Here is a 21,760-nt window from a genome sequence, read left to right as displayed (position 1 = left end):
GCGAAGTAAAAAAATTACGCTAGCTTCTTAGCAATCAATTGGTTCACCTGAGCAGGATCAGCCTTGCCACGAGTTGCCTTCATCACAGCACCCACGATGGCGCCGGTGACCTTGGTGTTGCCAGCGCGGTACTTCTCCACGATATCTGGGTTGGCTGCCAAGGCATCATCGACAGCCTTTTCAATCGCACCGTCATCGCGAACAACTTCAAGTCCACGTGCTGCGACAACTGCGTCAACATCGCCTTCGCCAGCGATAACACCGTCAATTGCCTGACGTGCCAGCTTGTTAGTCAGCTTGCCTTCAGAAACCAATGCCACAACGCGAGCAACGTGTGCTGGAGTAATTCCCAGTGCATCCAGTTCTACACCGGACTCGTTAGCCTTTTGGGAAATGTAGGACACCCACCACGCGCGTGCTTCATCCGGAGTGGTACCCGCTTCAACGGTCTCAATGATGAGGTCGAGAGCGTTGGCGTTGATGAGGTCACGCATCTCGGCGTCGGAAAGCTTCCACTCTTCCTGGATTCGTGCACGACGAACCCAAGGAAGCTCTGGAAGGGTTGCGCGGATTTCTTCAACCCACTCACGCGGAGCAATCACTGGAGGCAGGTCAGGATCGTTGAAGTAGCGGTAATCTTCAGCGGTTTCCTTTGGACGACCCTTGGAGGTACTGCCGTCAGTTTCCTGGTAGTGGCGGGTTTCCTGATCAATCACGCCACCGTTATCCAAAACCTGAGCCTGGCGTTGCATCTCAAAGGTAATAGCCTGCTCAACAGACTTCAGTGAGTTGATGTTCTTGGTTTCGGTACGGGTGCCAAATTCCTTTTGTCCAACTGGGCGCAGGGACAGGTTGGCATCAACACGCATGGAGCCCTGGTCCAGACGACCATCCGATACACCAAGTGCCTTAACCAGATCACGAAGTGCTGAGACATATGCTTTAGCGATCTCTGGAGCGCGAGCACCAGCACCTTCGATTGGCTTGGTAACAATCTCAATCAATGGAATACCAGCGCGGTTGCAGTCCACCAAGGATGCGGTTGCGCCGTGGATGCGACCAGAAGTACCACCCAGGTGGGTGAGCTTTCCGGTGTCTTCTTCCATGTGTGCGCGTTCAATTTCCACACGCCACTCAGTACCATCTTCCAGCACAACATCCAGGTAGCCGTCATACGCGATTGGCTCATCATACTGGGAGATCTGGTAGTTCTTTGGCTGATCTGGGTAGAAGTAGTTCTTACGGGCAAAGCGTGAGGACTCAGCGATGCTGCAGTTCAGCGCCAGCCCAATCTTGATTGCCCACTCCACACCTTTGGCGTTAACCACTGGAAGTGCACCGGGAAGGCCCAAAGAAACTGGATCGACATTGCTATTGGGCTCAGCGCCGAAGTGCGCAGAAGACGCGGAGAACATCTTGGTCTCGGTGCCCAATTCGACGTGGACCTCAAGTCCCATCACCGGGTCATATTTCTCTAGAACTTCATCGAAGTCCATCAGATCATAAAAGGCTGCAGTCATGGGTCATTATTCTAGTCATCATTGTGCGCACATGTTGTCATGGGGTGGCACCGAAAAATTCACCCAAAAATTTCCCATACAAAAACCCACCTGCATTTCGCACAAACTCCAAACGAAATCCAGGTGGGTAATAAAGCAGGTGTGGTTAATCAGCTACTTCTTTTTGCGCTGCTCTTTTATCAGAGGCACGGCACAGTGCGGCAAGAAGCGCACCTGACAGGTTGTGCCAGACTGAGAAAATAGCACCTGGCAACGCAGACATCGGTGACATGTACTGTGCTGCCAGTCCGGCCGCCAGGCCAGAGTTTTGCATGCCTACTTCAATTGCAGTGGTACGTCGTGCGGCTGCAGGTTGACCAGTGAACTTTGCAGCAAGGTATCCAAGGCTGTAACCCAAAGTGTTGTGAATGATCACAGCGGCAAGGACTAGCAATCCGGCTTCGACGATCTTGTCTCTAGATCCTGCGACCACGATGGCAACGATCATGGAAATTGCAACTACAGAAATCCATGGCAGCAATGGCAAAAGTTTGCCGATGAGCTTCGGGAAAATCAGACGCACAACAAGTCCACCGATAACTGGGATCAGCACAACTTGAACAATTGAAACGGCCATGTCTGCAGCATTAAGAGGCATGTACTGCCCTGCCAGCCACAGTGTCAGCAATGGAGTGAAGATGGGGGCAAGCAGTGTGGAGATAGATGTCATGGTGACAGACAGAGCTACATCGCCACGAGCAAGGTAGGAAACCACATTGGATGATGTGCCGCCAGGTGCGCAACCAACCAAAATCACACCAGCTGCGATTTCTGCAGGCAGTTGAAGGATCCAGACAACAAACAGAGCGGTGAGCGGCATGATAACAAACTGCGCTACCACACCAATTAGAACTGGCAGTGGGCGTTTAGCAACCAGGGCAAAGTCAACAGGCTTCAGGGTTAATCCCATGGCGAACATGATGACTCCCAGCAGTGGGTTCACCCAGGATGAAATATTGAGAACTACATCCGATGCAGTAAACCCGATTATTCCACCGATGATCACCAGGATCGGGAAGCCTAGTGCCGCGATATATGCTGCACGATCTTCTGATTTTGGTGTTTTGAGTTCAACTTGCGTACTCATGAGCTCCCATTCTTCACATTAAAATGTCCCAACTACTGAGACAATTAAATCATTTTGTCTCAAATCACTGGCCATACACAAACTCTAGCTAGTGTGTTTTTCCAAAAGCGGGACCAACTGCTCTAACGCGAAACGGGTGGACTGAGGAGATCCCAAAGAAAAGGCGCTTGAAATTTCACGAGGCATCACAAATGAGCGTCCATCACGAGTTGCCTCTAACATCTGCCAAGGAAGCTTTTCGGCCATTTCTTCTGGTGTCATGCCGATGGCAAAACCAACAACAAGATCAGAATCAACAACAGTGAATGTTTCTTCACCCAAATCAAGGGAAAATCCAGTATCGCCTGGATCCTGTGCTGCCAATTCTGGGTTTTCCTGGAAGCCAAGGTCCAGCAAAGTATCAACGCGGTTTGATCCCTTGATGTAAGCACCCCAGCTGGTTGCAGTAGCAGATACTGCCGCTGCTGTCTTTTCAGACCAATCTGGATGTGCTTCGCGGATGTCAGCGGTGAGCTGCTCGTATTCCGCATTGACCTCTTCGCCACGTTCTGCCTGGCCTAGAGCGGTGGCAATCATGCTGACTTGCTGGCTTCTGGGAGTAAGGTAGCTGTCCCCGCCTTCAGGCACACCAATGGTTGGAGCGATAGAAGACAGTTTGTCGTATCGCTCTTGATCGCCGGAGCTGCGCACATCAAGAATCAGGTCTGGTTCCAGTGCGGCGATTTTTTCAAATTCTGGTTCCATGGTTCCGATGATTTCTGGTGCTTCATCATAGGCACCTGATTCAATCCACGGACCTACTCCCTCACCGCCGAAGGCAAGCCAGTCGGATGCTCCCACGGGCTGCACTCCAAACTCAAGTGCCGCCTCAGCGTCTCCCCAACCCAGTGCAACGACGCGCTCGGGCTGGCTCTCGATGGTGATATCACCAAATTTGGTGGAGATGGAAACTGGGAAAGCGCCATCGGCAGAATTCGCTGCGTCGGTGCTGGCATCACTGGACGAGTCTGTGGATGAGCAGCTGGCAACACCTAACGCCATGCCTGCCACTGCCACAATCGATGCCACTGACCTAAATAGGTTTTTACTTCTTAATTTCACTGGTGACTGTCCTCTCGCAGTTGTATCGCACACAAAGGTCAAAAGATTATGCAAACCTTACCTAATCGCTTTGAGGATACTGGGATCAGCCACCAAAAAGAACCCCAACCCCACAACAAAAATAAAACCGACGCCACACAGGAGAATTGAAAATTCACTGTAAGCGTCGGTATGGGTGAACAAAGGGGCTAGCTGGCGTCGAAAAGCGATGCCTCGTTGGGGATGGTTGGAACCTGCAAGCGGCGCTGCAGCCGCTCCATCAGCGTGAGCTTGACCGCAGGCCATTCGTCATTGGTGATGGAATAGATGACCGTGTCGCGCACCGTGCCGTCCGGATGAATGCGATGCTTGCGCAACACGCCGTCCTGCTTTGCGCCGAGGCGCTCAATGGCAGCCCGGGAGCGATGGTTGTGCCAGTTGGTGCGAAATTCCACAGCATTAACGCCCAGCGTTTCAAAAGCGCGTTCAAGCTGCAGGTATTTCACTGACGGATTAATGCCTGTTCCATGCACATGGGCAGCCATCCATGTGCGACCAATTTCCAGGCGTCTATTCGCGTGATCAAGAGTATGAAATGCGGTCATACCAACAGCACGACCGGTTGCAGCGGAAATGATTGCCCAAGGCGCACACAGTCCGTCTGCATGTTCGGCTAGGCGACGGTCAATTTCCTCCGCCATGCCCTCTGGAGTGGGTAGAGCGACGAACCAATGGCGCCACAATTCTTGTGAGGCGACAGCTTCCTGGAGATCCCGAGTCCACTGATGTGACAGTGGTTCTAAGATCACCGCGTCGTTCGCCAGACGCGGGTTTTGTGCGAACTGCATGAGATGAATATAGTCACAGAAACCCGTTTTGTCCTATTTTCGGAGAAAACACAGCTTAAAACTATTAAATTCATTGCTTTTCGACGCTTAAATGCACCCCTTTTGTCGCGCTTGGGGCGCAACAAAAACGGTGCACAAAAACCGACACTTTTCCTAGAAGGCTACGCCGGATGTGAAGATCACATTGGCATACGGCGTGGTCTCCCCTGTTCGAACCACAAAAGAGCAATCCGCAATTCTGTTTTTAAGTTCCTCATGCGTAATCTCCTCGCAGGGCAAACCTAAAATTTCGCGGATATGTTCGGGTGTTTCATCTGCGATCGCAGCGCCTTGAACAACCACTTCTGGCTTCAACGCTGCAATGACCTGCTCGAAACTTGGGATGCCAAACACCAACGCCAAATCAATGACTTCTACATGGTCTGGGATGGGCAGACCACAATCCGCCACAGCCCAAGTGTCCGTGTGTCCAAGCCGTGCGATGGCATAACACAGCTCAGGGTTTAATAAGCCAGACTTTTTCATCTTGGTCTACTTGAAGTCCGCAACGTTATCCAGCTTGACGGTAACAACCTCAACTGGAACTTCTGCTTCAGCATCTTCACCGCGCAGCAATTTCGCTGCCTCTTCAACTGCCTTTGCGCCAAGTTCTTCTGGCTGCTGTGCAATGGTGGCAAGCATACGGCCATCTTCAACTGCTGCTAGCCCATCATCGGTGCCATCGAAGCCAACAACAATAACATCTTCACCAGCACGAGCACCCAATGCCTCAATTGCACCTAGTGCCATCTCATCGTTTTCAGCAAAGATCGCCTTCACATTGGGATGTGCCTGCAACAGGTTGGTGGCAACATCGAGGCCCTCACCGCGGTCAAAGTTTGCCGTCTGCTTCGCTGCAATGGTGATGCCTTCATGCTTTGCGATCTCTTCTTCAAATCCTTTACCGCGATCACGTGAAGCAGAAGAACCGGCAATACCTTGAAGCATGATGATCTCACCTTCACCGCCAATTGCTTCAGCCAAAGCCGCTGCAGCCTGGGCACCACCAGCAACGTTGTCAGATGCAACGAAGGATGCCACCTCGCCGCCATTTGAGGAACGGTCTACTGCCACAACTGGAATATCAGCTTGGTTCAGCGCCTCAACAGATGGCACAACAGCATCAGAATCTGTTGGGTTCACAATGACCACACCTGCACCAGTGGTAATAGCGTTGTTGAGCTGGTTGGACTGAGTCGCGGCATCATCGGAGGCATCTTGAATATTGAGGGTAACCCCTAATTCATCAGCTTTTTCCTGAGCACCATCACGAAGCTGCACAAAAAACGGGTTGGTTTGGGTTGACAGCGCGAGGGTGACTGACCCATCAGCAGCAGTGGTGTCAGAGGATTCACGGTTACACGCAGTCAGGCTGAGAGCTAGAACAGCAGATGCAGATAGTGCAATAAGTTTACGAGCGTACATCGGAAGAAATTCCTTTCAACAATTATTTAGAGGTTTTGTTTCGAATGACATCAAAGCCCACCGCAAGTGCGATGACACAGCCGATGACAATCTGTTGCCAAAATGACGACACGTTCAAAATGTTCAAACCATTTCGAATCACCGCCAACAAAATGGCACCGATCAACGTGCCGGTGGCTTTACCTGTTCCACCAGCAAGTGATGCACCGCCGATAACCACAGCAGCGATAGCATCAAGTTCATATCCCACACCGGCCTGTGGTTGTGCCGAGGACAACCGTCCCGTCATGACCAGACCCGCTAGTGCCGCATACACGCCAGCCAGCGCGTAGACCATGACCAGGATCTTTTTCACCGGCAGGCCGGACAAGCGTGCCGCTTCCATGTTTCCGCCAATGGCATACATGGATCGACCCAGCACAGTGCGACTTAAAATAAACCAACACACAATGCCTGCCAGAGCCATCATGAGGATTGGCATCGGGATGCCAAAGTATGTGCGACCCAAAGCATTAACAGCTGGCGCACTAGGAATCGGTGAGCCTTGGGAAATCACCAAAGTCACACCACGGGCAATCGACATCATGGCCAACGTGGCAATAAACGCTGGTAGCTTGCCATATGCAATGGAAATGCCAGAGATCGCACCGGCTAATAATCCAATGAACAAACCAATAAGGAGTGTGATCCACCCTGGCAAGCCCACCTCAGCAAAGAAATACGCCGAGGTCATTGCACCAAGCGCTGCCACTGAACCAACAGACAAATCAATGCCTGCGGTGACAATGACAAAGGTCATGCCGAACGCCAAAATTGCCACGGTAGCTGATTGAATGCCGATATTTATCAGGTTCGGAACTGTCAAAAAGTGTGGCGTTGCGATAAAAAGCCCAATGCACAGTGCTATCAATCCCACCAACGCACCGTTGTCGAGCATCCAATGTCCGATCTTGGATGCAGTTGTGGACTTCTTTTGAGTAACTACTGCGGTACTCAACGGTCCTCCTTTAAGTTCTCGATTTCTGCTGCTGCTTCGTCCGTGATGGAATCATCGACCTGAGAGACCGCCAACGCCATGACATCATCTTGAGTTGTGCCTTCTGCTGGAAGTTCACCTGCGATTCGGCCACCCGACATCACCAATATTCGATCTGCCATGCCTAAAACCTCTGGTAGTTCAGATGACACCATAAGTACAGCGCCACCTTTTTCGGTGATCTCATTGATGATGTTGTAGATCTCAACCTTCGCACCGACATCAACGCCACGGGTGGGTTCGTCGAGAAGCAAAACGTTGGAACCTGCAAGCACCCAGCGGCCAAACACGGCCTTTTGCTGATTGCCGCCCGATAAATCGCGAATGGGCTGCTTGATGTTTGCCATGCGGATGCGCAGTTTATCTGCGACTTCCTGCGCGCGACGATGCTGCCCTGAGCGATCGACCAGACCGGCACGTGCGGTAGAAGCCATCGTGGCCAGGCCCAAGTTCTCTTCCACAGAAGAATCCAACACCAAACCTTGAGCTTTACGATCCTCCGGGATGTGCCCAATGCCATTTTTGATAGCTTCTGAAATATCACCGCCACGCAATCTCTTGCCAGCAACGATAACTTCGCCTGAATCAACACGGTCGACGCCAGCGATCGAACGCACAACTTCAGTCCGGCCAGCACCCACAAGCCCTGCGAGTCCTACTACTTCACCCGCACGAACGGTGAGTGAAATATCGGTGAATCGGCCTTCTGCACTTAAGTTTTTTACCTCTAGCAACGGTGGCCCGATCTCTGGAGCACTGCGCGGATATTGATTTTCAATGCTGCGCCCAACCATAAGGCGCACCAACTCATCTTCATCAGTATCCGCTGGAAGCTCTGCAATAAACTGGCCATCTCGCAACACCGACACGGTATCTCCGATGCGTGCGATCTCATCCAAGTGGTGCGAAATAAACACCATGGCCACGCCTTTTTCCTTCAGCTGGTCCACCACTTTGAAAAGCTGATCAATTTCCCTGCCAGTCAGAGCCGCCGTGGGTTCATCCAGAATCAAGATCCGCGCATTCATAGACAACGCTTTGGCGATCTCCACCATCTGCTGGCGAGCAATACCTAAAGAACCCACCTGGGCATTTAGATCCACATCCACACCAATAAGATCCAAAGCAGCCTGCGCTTGCCTGCGCAAATGCTTGAAATTAACCAAACCCCATTTTCTGGGCGTGCGACCCAACATGACGTTTTCCGCCACAGTCATGGTGGGCACCAAATTCAGTTCTTGGTGAATCGTTGCGATACCTAAAGACTCCGCCGTCCTGGTATCGGGCAATGTTGTCGGCTTTCCATCCACCAAGATCTGACCACCATCAGGCTGATACACACCCGACATCATCTTGATCAACGTGGACTTTCCAGCACCATTTTCACCCAATAGCGCCAACACACGCCCAGGTCGCACATCAATACTGACTTGGTTAATCACATTGACTGGTCCAAAAGATTTGGACACTTTATCCAACTGAAGAACAGGTGCTGGATCATCTTTGTGCAAAAGGGTCTCAGAATCACTCATCAGCACCACCCTTTTTCTTTTTCCGTGCTGCGGACTCAGCTGCTTTTTGTGACACCGCAGTAGACCCATGAATGTTAAGACGAGTCGGTATCACCACTGACTCTTGTTTGGTGTCGCCTGCGATTAACTTTTGCAAAATCTCAAAAGCAACCCGTCCCATCTCCTGGACATGCTGATCAATGATGCTGAGAGGTGGATTCTGCAACCGGAAAATCGGGTTGTTATCAAAACCGATCAGCTGAACATCCTCGCCGATCTTCAAATCCATCTCATGAATTGCTAAAAGCGCACCAATAGTCATCATGGAGTCACCAGCAATGATGGCGTTTGCGCCCTGACTGATCAACACCTTGATGCCCTCATAGCCAGATTCTTGCCGGTAACCGCCGTAATACACGGATGCCCCGACGATGCCCCGATCAACACACAACTGTTCAAATGTTTTCAAACGCAACTGACCAGTAGAAGTATCTTGAGGCCCTGCAAGATAACCCAACTGCACATCAGCAGCAGTAAGCAGATCAACAGCTTCCGTCATGCCTGGAACAGGATCAGAAGTCACCGAAGGAATGGAAGCATTGGCAAAACTGCGGTCCGCCAGCACCACAGGCACTCCCCTGGTTACTAAATCTGTGACCTGCTCTTCAGACTGAATGTGCGGAACCACGATTATTCCGTCAAGGCGTTGATCATCCATGATCGCCAATGTCTGCCCAAGAAGCTCTGGGTTCTCCTCCGAGTTGGACAAGATGGTTGACACTCCGGCCTCACGAGCAGCCTTTTGGATAGACGCAGCAAGAGAAGAAAAATACGGATTCTCGATATTGGGAATGATCACACCGATGGTGTCTGTCCGGGATTTCCTTAAAGCTCTAGCCTGCGCATTTGGGCGGTAATTCAGCTTCTTAGCCGATTCTAAAACCCGAGTGCGTGTGGATTCCGGAATGCTTGCGTTATTTGCCAATGCCCGTGACACTGTACTTACTGAAAGCTGAGTTGCCTGGGCAATGTCTTTGAGAGTGGTCGCTCGCTTTTTGGGCATTGGGTTTTCGGAAGCCATCTTTTCACCACCTTTCTGAAAAGGTACCCCTATTGTGGGATAAAGAACTGAATGCAATCGATTGCATTGTGTTTAGATTGAACTTATCCCTATCCCCAAAGCAAGTCAAGACGCCCAGGTCACAGTTTACAAACACTTTGACTCAAGCCACTACTTCCCCCAAGAGTCTAAGCATAGTGGTGGCTGCACGGTCTCGCAGGAATATTCAGAGCTGGGATCTTCGCATCGGTTTTTTTGATGCAAGTTTGACCAAAACCGGCAGAGTGTCCACCATCCTTGGTCCTCAGATCAAATTTAAGCACCTAGTTCAACGACATATTTGACCAAGAATTTCTTATCCACACGCCCGCTTGGTCGCCAGATGAAGTCAACCCAGATATCCCACTAGCAAAATAAAAACAGCTCCCGCACCACATAATGATGAGAAGCTGTTTATTTAACGAACCCGGAACTACCTAAACATTGCCTGAGCCGTTACCCAACGCTCATAAGGGACTTCTTTCAAAGTTCCCACCGCTTCTTCGAAAGAAATCATTTCTACTCTTTCACCCTTCAGCGCGACAACTTTATCGAAGTTGCCCTCATGACATGCTCGAGCAGCACGCACACCATAACGGGTAGCAAGCACACGATCGAAAGCTGTGGGAGTACCACCTCGCTGGATATGTCCAAGAACAGTGGTGCGTACATCATGGCCTAAACGCGCATGGACTTCATCGGCGATCTGTTGGCCAATGCCCGTGAAAGTCTTGTGGCCAAACTGGTCAACCTCGCCTTCACGCAATTCCATGGTGCCTTCACGTGGCAACGCGCCTTCTGCGACCACGATAATTCCGTACTTCTCTCCCATTTGGAAGCGACGTTCCATCGCCTTGCAGATTTCTGCAATATCGAAAGGAACTTCTGGAATCACGGTGTAGTGAGCACCGCCGGCCATACCAGCATGTAGTGCAATCCAGCCAACGTGACGGCCCATGACCTCAACGATCATCACACGGTTATGGGATTCCGCGGTGGTGTGTAGACGGTCAACCGCATCAGTTGCAACCGCAACGGCGGTATCGAAACCGAAAGTAAAGTCGGTACCGTTGACGTCATTGTCGATCGTCTTAGGCACACCAACAACAGGGATGCCGTTATCGGACAACCACTTGGCTCCCTTGAGGGTTCCTTCACCACCAATTGGAATTAAGGCATCAATGCCTGCATCTTCAAGATTGGCCTTAATCTGATCAATTCCAGCTTTAAATTTATCCGGGTGGAGGCGTCCCGTGCCCAAAATCGTGCCACCGCGAAGCAGGATTCGATCAATATCTTCATCGTCATAAAGCTGTACACGACGATCGGCAAGCAGTCCCTCCCAACCATCTTGATAACCCACGACGGTGGAACCGAACTCATTGCTGGCTGTGCGGACGATTCCTCGGATAACGGCGTTTAGTCCGGGGCAGTCGCCGCCTGACGTGAGAGTGGCAATTCGCATGTAATCCATATTAAACCCATCACAACACTCGTGCCGGAACAATCACTCAAAAATAGTTAAACAAACTCGGTTTCATGGAAGAAAAACTATCTTTGACCACTACTTTTTATCCCACGAGCTGCACTTTTATTAACAAATATACTTTGCCCGAACGGACATGTGGTGTCATACACATTTTTGATCGGACAGCGATTTCAATTCCACGCGCCGTTTACATGCCGATAAAAGTGGCGCACTCAAACCCCAGTAAATGAATTTGGATCTAGACTGGCTCACCATGGATATGAAATTGAAAAAGGCATCCCAGGTCAGCACTGCAACTGTTGTCGCAGCAGGTTTGATCGGTGGATGGCTCACAGCAAGGGAATCTGGAATTCGTCCACTTGGCACCATTCCGTTGGCTGCATCCGGCGCACTGGCTGCGCGGAGCTGGAATGAAAAGAAGGGCCCTGCTGTAGCAACGGGACTATTGGCAACCTACATTGGCGCATTTGGATTGTCACACCCACTGGCAAAGAAGATCGGTGCATGGCCTGCCGTTTTGACTGTTACTGCCGGTGCTGCTGCGATTGCTTACGCAGTCTCAGATTCCCAGTAAAGTTAAAACAAAAAGGACGCGGAACAGTTTAAGGATTGCTCCGCGTTCTTCTTTTTGATCAAAATCAGGTTGAGGCGTTTATTGCCCGTTTAACACCACAAGTTTTCTCGGACGACTGTTTACTTGCACGAACCCACTAAAACCTCTTAGAAGCGCTTCTGGGGAGGTATGACTTTTTAGATGTCGCACAAACATATGAGGGCGACCAAACCAGGAGACCCAGAATCTTCAAAAACTTAAATGCTGGGTCTCCTGGTTTGGTCTCATGCAGTCCGGCAGGCTATCCAGCGATCCTGCGCACGAATACTCCCGATTTGCAGAAACGCAGAACAATCCTGAGGCTGTTTTGCGTCCTAATTATTTGGCTTTAGCTAACGCCTGCTCTTCAGCCTCATTTTCGGCATTAAATTCCATCTTGGATGCCTGCCATTGATCCTCAGTCATACCAAGACGCCAGTATCCGGAAATGGATGCATCTTCTTTTTCAACGTCGCCTTCGACAAAGAGGAATTTGCGGGTTTCTTTCACCATTTCGGCAACACCGTGGATAAACCAGGAGGTCTTCTTGGAGGGGTACCCGCTGTTGCGGAGGGCGTCGATAAGCAAAGTGCCATGTGTGGCACCGTCGCGGGGCACCCAGACGACCTCGATGTTGTCGCTGGTGGGGGCGTCGAAACGCGCCTCTGATGAGGAAATCTCGATGTAGGCGGTGGCCGTGGTGCCGTCGGGGAGGTTTTCCAGGCCGGCGAAAATCGCTGGCGCTGCGGCTTCATCGCCGGCTAGAACAAAGTGCTCGTAGTCTGATTCTGGCTTCCATGCGCCACCTGGCCCAACGAATGCGATGGTATCGCCCACTTTGGCTTGCTGTGCCCAAGGTCCGGCTAGGCCATCTGAACCGTGTGCGACGAAATCTACATCAAAGGTGCCTGCGACAGTATCGACGGTACGGAAGGTGTAAGTGCGGCGCACCGGGTGCTGGTCGCGTGGCTTGGTCTCTGAAATTTCAGCCAAATCGAACGGCCAGGAATAGTCTGCCCCCTCTGGAACAAACAGGATCTTGATGTAGTGATCGGTAAATGCCAGATCAGCACCAATGATGTCAGGGCAATCGAAACTAAGGCGGATGAGTTCGGGGGAAATCTGCTTGATTCCGGTAACGGTTGCTGATTTGGCTTTCATGCTGCGTTTTTTGCGTGGCGCTTCTGTGTTGCTCATGGCGCTCTACCTCTTATCGATATATCTTTAATGGACGTAGGCTATCCTAACAAATATTTCGACAACGTGTAAGCACGCAAAAAAATTGGCCACCTAAACACAGGTGACCAATTCTTTTAAAAACGCGCGTTTACTTACGTCCAGCCTCAAATGCTGCACCGACGCGGTAGAGGCGATCGTCCTGGAAAGCAGGTGCCATCAGCTGCAAACCAACTGGCAAGCCAGTATCAGATGCCAAACCAGAAGGCAACGACATACCAGCAAGACCAGCGAGGTTCAATGGCAAGGTGCACAGGTCGAAGTTGTACATCTCCAAAGGATCGGTGACCTTCTCCCCCAACTTAAACGCCGTGGTTGGCGTGGTTGGAGAAACCAAAATGTCGACCTTTTCATACGCCTTGGCAAAGTCCTGGGCGATTAGGGTACGCACACGCTGCGCTTGCAGGTAATACGCGTCGTAGTAGCCAACAGACAATGCGTAAGTACCAAGGATGATGCGGCGCTTGACCTCAGGGCCAAATCCTTGCGCACGGGTGTACGCCATGACCTCATCCGCAGAACGTGTTCCATCATCGCCAGCGCGCAGACCATAACGCATGCCATCAAAACGCGCGAGGTTTGACGACACTTCACAAGGAAGAATCAAGTAGTAGGCAGCGAGCGCATCATCAAAATGAGGGCAATCTACCTCAACGATCTCAGCACCCTGGGAACGCAATTGATCAACAGCAGCATGGAATGCCTCCATGACGCCAGGCTGGTAACCCTCGCGGTCAAATTGCTTGACCACACCAACCTTCACACCCTTAAGGTCACCATTTGCGCCTTCACGCGCAGCCTGGACAACAGGGGCAACCGGGCGATCCACCGAAGTTGCATCGAAAGCGTCATGGCCTGCAATAACCTCATGCAAAAGTGCAGTATCAAGCACGGTGCGCGCCGTTGGGCCACCCTGGTCGAGCGAGGACGCACAGGCAATCAAACCATAACGGGACACGGTGCCGTAGGTTGGCTTAACACCAACGGTATTGGTCAGCGCAGCTGGCTGGCGGATAGAACCACCAGTATCAGTACCAATAGCAAGTGGCGCTTGACCTGCAGCAAGAGCAGCAGACGATCCACCACCGGAACCACCAGCGGTACGCTCCAGATCCCACGGGTTGTGGGTTGGGCCGTATGCGGAGTTCTCAGTTGAAGAACCCATCGCAAACTCATCCATATTGGTCTTACCCAAAATTGGAATGCCGGCCTCACGGATCTTCTTGGTCACTGTGGCGTCATAAGGGCTCATGTAGCCCTCAAGCATCTTCGACGCCGCCGTCGTCGGCGCATCAGTGGTTGTAAAAACATCCTTCAAAGCAAGCGGCACACCAGCCAAAGCTGAGGCAGGTGCCTCCCCAGCGTCCAGACGCTTATCGACGTCCTCAGCCGCCTTCAACGCCTCTTCCTGCCCAACGTGCAGGAATGCATGGATATCGCCATCAACAGCAGCGATACGATCAAGATGCGCTTGAGTAACTTCACGAGAAGTCACTTCACGGGAGTGAATAAGACCTGCCAGCTCAGCAGCAGTCTTTGTGGTCAGCTCATTCTCTGAGCCTTCAACCAGGTACTTGTCGGTCATAATAGTTAGTCGCCCTCACCCAGAATCTGCGGAACCATAAAACGTCCATCCTCAACAGCCGGCGCTTGATCCAAAGCAGCCTTCGCATCAAGGGTTTTGTTCACCACATCTTTACGCATGGTGGTGGCAATGCTGTGCGGGTGGCTCATCGGCTCAACCCCTGCTGCGTCGACGTTTTGAACAGCGGAAACATATCCGACAATGTCATCGATCTGTCCAGCAAACTGCTCAAGTTCTTCCTCAGTGAGCGCCAGTCTGGAAAGTTTGGCAAGGTGAGCGACCTGGTCGCGCGAAATCTCAGGCACTTGGTTTCTGATCCTCTTCGCTAGTCACAATGGGTACAAGAAAATTAAACTTACGCGCTTGGCGTAACTGTTGGTTTATCTTACTGCACGGGGTGGACACACATCGGCGCGGGTGCAACCATCAGGGATTTCAATCCAGTGTTTTCATCCTGAAGGCAAAATACGGTGGTACTGTCGAAACCAATCATCCGTCCGAATATTGAAAAGAAGGAAGCGATTCAATGTCATTCCTGATCCGCGTCCTGTTGTCCGACACCCCAGGCAGCCTCGCATTGTTGGCAGAAGCACTCGGGATTGTAGAGGCCAATATTCAATCAGTGGACGTGGTCGAGCGCTTCCCCAACGGCACCGTCATGGACGACCTGGTGATTTCTATCCCTCGTGACGTCATGGCGGACACCATCATTACCGCTGCAGAAGAAGTCGAAGGCGTCGAAATTGATTCGATCCGACCTTTCTCCGGAACCGTTGATCGCCGCGGTCAGATCCAAATGCTGGCTTCGGTCGCCCACCAGCGCCACGACATCACCAAAGCAATGGAAGAAATGGTCGATGTCATCCCCAAAACAATGACATCTGGCTGGGCAATCGTGATTGATCTTAAAGGCTCAATCACTCGCATTGCCGGTTCTTTAGCTGCTCCAGCAGATGATGGAACTGTTCCACTAAACATCGAGCTCACTGAAGCACGCATGCTGACCCCACAAAATGATCCATGGGTTCCAGAAACTTGGACACTCCTTGATTCATCCCTTGCCATTGCTCCCATTGGAAAGCACGGCCTGGCATTAATCATCGGTCGACCAGGTGGACCTGATTTCCTCGCCAGCGAAGTCGAGCACTTGGGACAGCTTGGCGACATCATCGGAGCAATGCTTCCGAAACAAGCTTCCTAAACCCGACTTGGGTCAAATTAGTGCTGAAGTATGCGCGTTTAAGAAGTCGCGTCCCTGAACCCGGCATAAGACCAAACCAGGAGACCCAGAAATCACGTTTTCGACGTTTGTGGGTCTCTGTGTTGGGTATATCGCTGTTAATACCAAACACAGAGACCCAACATTTAAGTTTTTGAAGATTCTGGGTCTCCTGGTTTGGTCGCTCTCACATTTTGGTGCGACACCTGAAAAGTCATACCTCCCCAGAAGCGCTTCTAACGGGTTTTCAAGGTCAAGCGCATACCCAAGTTCATTCAGTAAAACTCGAGGGCTTAAACAAGCGATAAACGCTCACGCGCATGTTCAAGGCATCAGTGTTTGGCGAACTAGTGCCGAAATTCTCCCCTACCCAAAAATCTGCACTGGTCAGAGAGCCAATATGATCTTCTTCGGGTGGGATTGACCCCAGTCGGCCCTAAAAATGTGACTGCCGGACCACTAAAAAACACTGCCCAAAGAATCATTTTTTAGATTCTTTGGGCAGTGTGTTTTTGTGGTCCAGGACGTGTAGAAACTTCTACTTACTCATCTGCAGATCCAGTGTTAAGTAGTCGGACAAATCCTTCTTCGTCCAGAATGCGCAATCCAAGCTCTTCTGCTTTGGTGGCCTTGGAGCCTGCATTTTCGCCTACGACAACGTAGTCAGTCTTTTTAGAGACTGAACCAGACGCTTTTCCGCCACGGGAAATAATGGCTTCCTTGACTGAATCTCTAGTAAATCCTTCTAGCCCACCGGTAACCACAATGGTAAGTCCCTCAAGGGTTTGCTCGGCTTTCTCCCCTACTTCTTCTTCCATTGTGACACCTGCGGCTGCCCATTTATCGACAATCGCTTGATGCCAATCGACCTCAAACCAGTCTTTGAAAGATTGGGCAATAATCGTGCCCACACCGTCGGTTTCGGAGAGTTCCTCGAGGGGGGCGTCGATAAGCGCCTGGATGGAGTGGTAGCGACCTGCAAGGGCGCGCGCTGCGGTGGGGCCTACGTGCCTGATGGACAGTGCAACAAGCACTCGCCAGAGATCTGTCTCTTTAGATTTTTGGAGGTTGTCCAAGAGTTTCTTACCGCTTGCGTTTACTTTGCCTGCGTTGGTTGTGTAGACATTTGAGCGCAGAAGGTCGTCCTCGGTGAGGTCAAAAAGACCGGATTCATCGACCAAAATGCCGGTGCGTATAAGATCCTCGGCGCCCTTTTCACCGAGTGCCTCAATGTCAAAAGCGCCACGACCAGCAAGGTAGGTCAACCGTGTGGACAGCTGACCTGGGCAGCTTTGCATGTTAGGGCAACGCCAATCCACATCATCAGCCTTTGCTGGGGCAAGACGGGTGCCGCATTCCGGACACAGAGTGGGGAAAATATACTCCCGCTCGGTGCCATCACGAAGCTCTACAACAGGACCTAGAACTTCCGGGATTACTTCGCCTGCTTTACGGATGACCACAGTGTCACCGATCAGCACGCCTTTGCGCTTCACTTCGCTCTGGTTATGCAGCGTTGCCATTGACACAGTTGAACCTGCGACAAGAACAGGCTCCATGACGGCGAATGGAGTCACACGGCCAGTTCGACCAACACCGACCTGGATATCCAACAGTTTTGTAGTGACTTCCTCAGGAGGGTACTTATAAGCAATCGCCCACCGTGGTGCACGGCTGGTGGAACCTAGTGCACGCTGTGAGGCAATGTCATCAACTTTAATCACCAGCCCGTCCATCTCATGGAGTGCGTCATGGCGGTGATCTGCCCAATACTTGACCTTTTTCACTACTTCTTCTGGATCAGTCACCGCCTCTGTGTACGGCGAGGTGGGCAAACCCCAGGCCGCCAACGCCAAATAGGCATCATGCTGTGAAGCAGGACTAAAACCCTCGGTGTACCCAATGCCGTGGCTGATCATGCGCAGGCGCCGCTTTTTGACGTCCTCAACGTTTTTTTGACGCAGCGAACCAGCAGCAGCGTTTCGGGGGTTAGCAAACGGCTTGCCGCCATCTGCAATACGCTGCGCATTGACCTCGGGAAAATCCTCCACAGTAATAAACACTTCACCGCGAATTTCAAGCACGGCAGGCACTGGGTATTCTTCAGTTCCTTGAAGCTGATGCGGAATATCCTCAATCACCCGGGCATTAACCGTAATGTCCTCACCTACCCGGCCGTCACCGCGAGTAGCTGCGCGTTCTAACTGGCCATTTCGGTACACCAAGTCAATCGACAGACCGTCAATCTTCAGCTCAGTGAGGTACTGCTTGGCCGGGGTTCTGCCCAACCAATCCCGCAATTCTTGCTCATCAAAAACATTATCCAAGCTGAGCATTCTTTCCAGGTGCTCAACATTGTCAAAGCTTGATTGTGCTGCCACCGGCGCACCCACAACCATTGTGGGGCTGTCTGGGACGGCGAGCTCAGGATGGTCTTCTTCCAACTGCTGAAGTTGTTTAAAAAGCGCGTCAAAATCAGCATCAGGGATTTCTGGCTGTTCGTTGTAGTAACGATCTCGGTGGTAACGAACCTTTTCCGCCAGATCATTCCATGTTCTACGCAATTGAGCATTATCTTCAGTCACGGTTCCCGATTCTAACCCTTGGGGTGGACATCACCGCTTTCACTGCCTCGATAAATGGGCGCAGACCTGCTAATTAGCTGCCCGGGGGCACCCGGTGTCCCATACAGCTATTAGGGTTAGGAACCATGAACTCACAAAGCAACTCCACTCCTTCGATCCCTAGTTTTAATGCCTCGAAAATGCTCTCCTTCGATTTGGAGACAACGGGGGTTGATCCCTTTAAGGCTCGTATCGTTACGTCCGCTATGGTCACCATCACCAAAAATGGTGCAGAACCAATAGAGCTGTTGGCTGATCCTGGCGTTGAAATCCCTGAAGCCGCAACAGCAGTGCACGGCATCACTACAGAACACGCTCGTGAAAATGGCAAGCCACATGATGAGGTGTTAGCGGAAACCATCACCAGACTAAGAGAGGGTTGGAAAGCTGGATTAGCGGTGATTGTGTTTAATGCCTCTTATGATCTGACTGTTTTAAGAAATCATGATCCAAGCTTTACCATTGACGGCCTTGTTTATGATCCTTTTGTCATCGACAAAGTAAAGGACCGCTACCGGAAGGGTAAGCGCACCTTGACTGAGATGTGTGCGCATTATGACGTCCAATTAGGCAATGCCCACGAAGCCACGTCAGATGCTTTAGCAGCAGCACGTATCGCGTGGAAACAAGCACGTATCTGGCCAGAACTTACCAAAATGAGCGGTGAGGAGCTCATGGAATTTCAAGCGGTAAAGTATTACGAGCAACAAAAAAGCCTTCAAAGCTACCTTGTGGGCCAAGGACGAGACCCATCAGATGTCAACACTGCGTGGCCGGTTCAAACTGAACCGAATGCTTAAAACCCCTTAAATAATCCATTTGATCTTTTTAGTCGCCGTTGCGCGTGAAAGAATAACTCAACGTGTCTGATAACAAGCAGGATCCCTCAACCTCTGCAGCAGGTGTAGCTGCACCTCACAGCAAGGTTTACCCAGCTATGCCTTTGCCTGAGAAGCAAGCATGGCCAGCCCTAATTGCTTTGTGCATCGGGTTTTTCATGATCTTGCTGGATCAGACCATTGTGGCGGTTTCTACCCCCGCCTTGCAGGACGATATGCAGGCCTCATACAACGAAGTCATCTGGGTGACCTCGGTATATCTCCTTACCTTTGCCGTGCCGCTATTGGTCACCGGCCGGTTGGGAGACAAGTATGGACCTAAAAATGTGTATGTGGCGGGCATGGTCATCTTTACCCTCAGCTCGCTGGCCTGCGGTCTTGCACCCGATATGTTGACTCTGATTATCGCCCGCGGTGTCCAAGGTTTAGGCGCAGCGCTTCTCACTCCACAAACGATGGCAACCATCAACCGTATTTTCGCATTTGAGCGTCGCGGAGCGGCCCTTGGAGTATGGGGCTCTACAGCAGGTCTTGCTTCCCTGGCAGGCCCTATTCTCGGTGGCGTTATCACGGAAAACTGGGGTTGGCAGTGGGTGTTTTATATCAATGTTCCCATCGGCGTGATCTCAGTAATCGCAGTCTTAAAATACGTACCAGAATTCCCACCACTGACTCGACCTCTTGATCCACTATCCATCATTTTGTCCATCGTGGCAGTGTTCTTCCTGGTGTTTGCTTTCCAAGAAGGCGAAGGCGCGGGCTGGGCACCTTGGATTTGGATCATGATCGTCGCTGCCTTTGTCTTGTTTGCCTGGTTTATTTATCAACAAAGCCAAGCAGAAAAATCAGGAAACGATCCGCTTGTTCCACTAGAAATCTTCAAGTTTAAAAACTTCAGCCTGGGCAATATCTGCATCATGACCATGGGATTCACGGTGGCAGGAACACCACTTCCCATCATGTTGTACTTCCAACAAGCTCACGGCATGAACGCCATGGAAGCAGGATTTATGATGATCCCCCAAGCGCTCATGGCTGCTGTGCTGTCTCCATTTGTTGGAAAATTAGTCGACCGCTCCAACCCAGGCTTCCTCGCGGCGTTAGGTTTTACTACTGTTGCAGTGTCCATTTCATTGTTGGCGCTCACCATGATCTTTGACTGGGGTCTAGTCGTGGCACTTGTTGCCATGACATTGCTGGGACTAGGCAACGCATTTGTCTGGGCACCAAACTCCACATCTACCATGCGCGATCTTCCACACAAGTTCATGGGAGCAGGATCAGGTGTATTCAACACCACCCGCCAGTTGGGCTCTGTTATCGGCGCAGCAGCCATTGGTGCGGTGATTCAAATTCGACTCGCGGCAGGCGATGAAGGCGCAGCCTTCGGTCAAGCGATCCTTCTTGCCACCGCTGTTTTGCTCATCGGCATTGTGGCATCGCTAATGGCTGGCAAAAATACTCCTCCAGCACCTGCAAAACCAGCGCCAGCGAAACCTTAAAGGTCCCCTGAATCCTTAGCCAACATCTCTGCCATCACCCGAGCCATTCGATACGCATGGGCAGCTTCGGTGATGGTGCCGTTTACTAAATCCTCACCTGGATGAACATCAATGGCATCCACCAGATAGTTCCGGCTCACACCAAGGTGATCAAAAAAGCGCGCTACCTCAACAGCTTTTTCACGCGGACGCTCTAAAAGCTCATCGACAACATCACTACCACGGGTAATACCAAGCCCTAACCGCACACCACCGGTGATGGTCTCACCGAATCCATCCAAATGCTCATTTCCGCGCACTTGGTTCATGGAAATCTGCACGGTATCAGCACCCGCGCCACGAGCAACATCCCAGGTAGGAACCTGTCCGGTGAGATTGAGGTAGGTCGGCCCATCGACTGAAGCAAAAACCTGCTGCAAACGTTCATTGATATCTGCGACATTGACCGCAGGAATAATGTCAAAGGTGGAGGTGCCAGGGAGGGATCCGTCGATAAGCGATTTCAGCTCCGGCTCATCAATTTGCACCTGCACTTCGGCGCGGAACCGCCGCGCAACCTTGCGTGCATGCGCATCAACGCCTGCGATCAGAGCCTGCGTGAGATCACGCATCGCACCACGATCAGTTAAAACGCGATGGCCATTGGCCAGCTCGATGCGCGCACCTAAAGTCCAGGGGCCAGCAACTTGGACTTTTAGCTTATCGACGCCACTTCCCCACTTTTCCTCACAGGAATCCAAATCCATATCAAGGAAATCACCGGTCAGGTGGGTCAGTCTGCTGGGACGGGTGCTCATCACCCAGGAACGCGCACCCCGATCAACATTGATCATGTCCAACAAACCGACAGTGCGACCGATTAGATCAGCACCCAAACCGCGAGCCGGCAATTGTGGCAGATGAAGAAGATCACCGGTTTCGCCCTGAATGACATCCGCTGCTTCCAAAACGGAGGTTCCGGGAAGCTCCCCTAGACCATAAGCGCCCAAT

19 protein-coding genes are annotated in these 21,760 nt (G+C 51.5%); 4 read left to right on the top strand and 15 right to left on the bottom strand.

Features of this window, described 5'->3' with window-relative positions; translation table 11 throughout:
* Positions 1-14 precede the first annotated feature (14 nt).
* From gatB to N24_RS06940, 10 genes are all read right to left on the bottom strand, one after another.
* Complete coding sequence (gatB, locus tag N24_RS06985) at positions 15-1,520, bottom strand: Asp-tRNA(Asn)/Glu-tRNA(Gln) amidotransferase subunit GatB (RefSeq protein WP_096455553.1); 1,506 nt, start codon at positions 1,518-1,520, stop codon at positions 15-17.
* Between the two features lie 145 nt (positions 1,521-1,665).
* Positions 1,666-2,646, bottom strand: a complete 981-nt coding sequence (locus N24_RS06980; protein ID WP_096455551.1) for a bile acid:sodium symporter family protein — start codon at positions 2,644-2,646, stop codon at positions 1,666-1,668.
* Between the two features lie 84 nt (positions 2,647-2,730).
* Entirely contained in the window at positions 2,731-3,687 is a 957-nt protein-coding gene (locus N24_RS06975; RefSeq protein WP_096459887.1) for an iron-siderophore ABC transporter substrate-binding protein, read from the bottom strand.
* 248 nt (positions 3,688-3,935) lie between these two features.
* A complete protein-coding gene (locus N24_RS06970; protein ID WP_096455549.1) occupies positions 3,936-4,574 on the bottom strand; it encodes a GNAT family N-acetyltransferase in 639 nt (212 codons plus the stop codon).
* 153 nt (positions 4,575-4,727) lie between these two features.
* The gene (rbsD, locus tag N24_RS06965) at positions 4,728-5,099 is read right to left on the bottom strand and encodes a D-ribose pyranase (protein WP_096455547.1); all 372 of its coding nucleotides are present in this window, start codon (positions 5,097-5,099) and stop codon (positions 4,728-4,730) included.
* Positions 5,100-5,105: 6 nt separating this feature from the next.
* Complete coding sequence (locus N24_RS06960) at positions 5,106-6,038, bottom strand: D-ribose ABC transporter substrate-binding protein (protein WP_096455545.1); 933 nt, start codon at positions 6,036-6,038, stop codon at positions 5,106-5,108.
* A 22-nt stretch (positions 6,039-6,060) separates the two neighbouring features.
* Positions 6,061-7,035 carry an ABC transporter permease gene (locus N24_RS06955; RefSeq protein WP_231910919.1) on the bottom strand — a complete coding sequence of 325 codons (975 nt, stop codon included), beginning with the start codon at positions 7,033-7,035 and terminating at the stop codon, positions 6,061-6,063.
* Entirely contained in the window at positions 7,032-8,606 is a 1,575-nt protein-coding gene (locus tag N24_RS06950; RefSeq protein ID WP_096455543.1) for a sugar ABC transporter ATP-binding protein, read from the bottom strand. The genes N24_RS06955 and N24_RS06950 overlap by 4 nt, the downstream gene beginning before the upstream one ends.
* Positions 8,599-9,666, bottom strand: coding sequence for a LacI family DNA-binding transcriptional regulator (locus tag N24_RS06945; RefSeq protein ID WP_096455541.1), 1,068 nt, complete (start codon positions 9,664-9,666; stop codon positions 8,599-8,601). Before N24_RS06945 ends, N24_RS06950 begins: the two co-directional genes overlap by 8 nt.
* Before the next feature lie 451 nt (positions 9,667-10,117).
* Entirely contained in the window at positions 10,118-11,149 is a 1,032-nt protein-coding gene (locus tag N24_RS06940) for a 6-phosphofructokinase (RefSeq protein ID WP_167382051.1), read from the bottom strand.
* A gap of 277 nt (positions 11,150-11,426) precedes the next feature.
* On the opposite strand from N24_RS06940, the gene N24_RS06935 reads away from it, so the two are divergent.
* Positions 11,427-11,747, top strand: coding sequence for a hypothetical protein (locus tag N24_RS06935; RefSeq protein ID WP_096459879.1), 321 nt, complete (start codon positions 11,427-11,429; stop codon positions 11,745-11,747).
* A 357-nt stretch (positions 11,748-12,104) separates the two neighbouring features.
* On the opposite strand, the gene N24_RS06930 is transcribed toward N24_RS06935, so the two are convergent.
* From N24_RS06930 to gatC, 3 genes are all read right to left on the bottom strand, one after another.
* Positions 12,105-12,962, bottom strand: a complete 858-nt coding sequence (locus N24_RS06930) for a siderophore-interacting protein (RefSeq protein WP_096455537.1) — start codon at positions 12,960-12,962, stop codon at positions 12,105-12,107.
* A gap of 130 nt (positions 12,963-13,092) precedes the next feature.
* Positions 13,093-14,586, bottom strand: coding sequence for an Asp-tRNA(Asn)/Glu-tRNA(Gln) amidotransferase subunit GatA (gene gatA / locus N24_RS06925; RefSeq protein WP_096455535.1), 1,494 nt, complete (start codon positions 14,584-14,586; stop codon positions 13,093-13,095).
* Positions 14,587-14,591: 5 nt separating this feature from the next.
* Positions 14,592-14,891 carry an Asp-tRNA(Asn)/Glu-tRNA(Gln) amidotransferase subunit GatC gene (gatC, locus tag N24_RS06920; protein WP_096455533.1) on the bottom strand — a complete coding sequence of 100 codons (300 nt, stop codon included), beginning with the start codon at positions 14,889-14,891 and terminating at the stop codon, positions 14,592-14,594.
* 221 nt (positions 14,892-15,112) lie between these two features.
* Here gatC and N24_RS06915 point away from each other — a divergent pair, with 221 nt between their 5' ends.
* Positions 15,113-15,787: an ACT domain-containing protein gene (locus N24_RS06915; protein ID WP_096455531.1), complete on the top strand. Its 675-nt coding sequence runs from the start codon at positions 15,113-15,115 to the stop codon at positions 15,785-15,787.
* Positions 15,788-16,347: 560 nt separating this feature from the next.
* On the opposite strand, the gene ligA is transcribed toward N24_RS06915, so the two are convergent.
* On the bottom strand, positions 16,348-18,390 hold the full coding sequence (gene ligA / locus N24_RS06910; RefSeq protein ID WP_096455529.1) for an NAD-dependent DNA ligase LigA: 2,043 nt from the start codon (positions 18,388-18,390) through the stop codon (positions 16,348-16,350).
* A 125-nt stretch (positions 18,391-18,515) separates the two neighbouring features.
* Between ligA and N24_RS06905 the strand changes: the two genes are divergently transcribed.
* Positions 18,516-19,229: a 3'-5' exonuclease gene (locus tag N24_RS06905; RefSeq protein WP_096455527.1), complete on the top strand. Its 714-nt coding sequence runs from the start codon at positions 18,516-18,518 to the stop codon at positions 19,227-19,229.
* Between the two features lie 62 nt (positions 19,230-19,291).
* Positions 19,292-20,770 carry a DHA2 family efflux MFS transporter permease subunit gene (locus N24_RS06900; RefSeq protein ID WP_096455525.1) on the top strand — a complete coding sequence of 493 codons (1,479 nt, stop codon included), beginning with the start codon at positions 19,292-19,294 and terminating at the stop codon, positions 20,768-20,770.
* Here N24_RS06900 and N24_RS06895 read toward each other — a convergent pair.
* Positions 20,767-21,759, bottom strand: a complete 993-nt coding sequence (locus N24_RS06895) for a uroporphyrinogen decarboxylase/cobalamine-independent methonine synthase family protein (protein WP_096455522.1) — start codon at positions 21,757-21,759, stop codon at positions 20,767-20,769. The two genes, N24_RS06900 and N24_RS06895, sit on opposite strands and share 4 nt — an antisense overlap.
* Position 21,760 lies beyond the last annotated feature (1 nt).

Source organism: Corynebacterium suranareeae (genome assembly GCF_002355155.1).
Classification (GTDB): domain Bacteria; phylum Actinomycetota; class Actinomycetes; order Mycobacteriales; family Mycobacteriaceae; genus Corynebacterium; species Corynebacterium suranareeae.
The sequence above is the reverse complement of the archived record's forward strand: the minus strand, read 5'-3'. Positions and strand labels throughout refer to the sequence as shown.